The organism is Megasphaera intestinihominis (assembly GCF_040096415.1).
Taxonomy (GTDB): domain Bacteria; phylum Bacillota; class Negativicutes; order Veillonellales; family Megasphaeraceae; genus Megasphaera; species Megasphaera intestinihominis.
The window spans coordinates 1-585 of record NZ_JBBMEU010000158.1 but is presented as its reverse complement, the minus strand read 5'-3'; the positions used below and the strand labels follow the sequence as shown (position 1 = coordinate 585).

The 585-nt window shown below is 45.3% G+C and carries 1 pseudogene; it reads left to right on the top strand.

The window, feature by feature from the left end:
• Nucleotides 1-585: pseudogene (locus tag WMO23_RS11450) on the top strand (hypothetical protein); the annotation flags it as partial.

The following is a 585-nucleotide window of genomic DNA, read 5'->3' as shown; positions in this document are numbered from 1 at the left end:
ACGTGCCAGGATAACACAGCAAATCGGTACAAAATTCTGGACATCGAAGACGTTACGATCGGTACGACGACATACGCCGCTATTTACGTAGACGCTAAAACACCGTTTGACACTGTCGCAGAAAATACATCTGACACAACAGTGGTTCCGACAATTATTTTTACTGTCCCATGGACATCGGGCAGTACAGATGACGTACTAGGCAACACGGGCTCACTTAACTGTACAGACGGAAAACATCCGATTAAATTGCAGGGCATCGAATTCGCCAACGGCCAATGGGAAGTCTTATCAGACGCAATCAACAAGCTGTGGAAAGATACGGACGGCACGTACTATTATACGTGTTATACCGTAAATACGGCAACAAAGCAGTCTACTAGCATAACTGACGACTATATCGCTGGTAGCTCTATTCAGCAGCCAACAGACAGCGACAAGTGGGACTACATTAAATACAACGAGTACAAAAATGGCACGTATTTCCCGACACAAGTTGGCGGATCATCGTCAACATACACGTGTGACGAAGTGTATCTTAATCACACTATTGACGGTCAAACGCGCGAATTCCTTTGTTTTGGC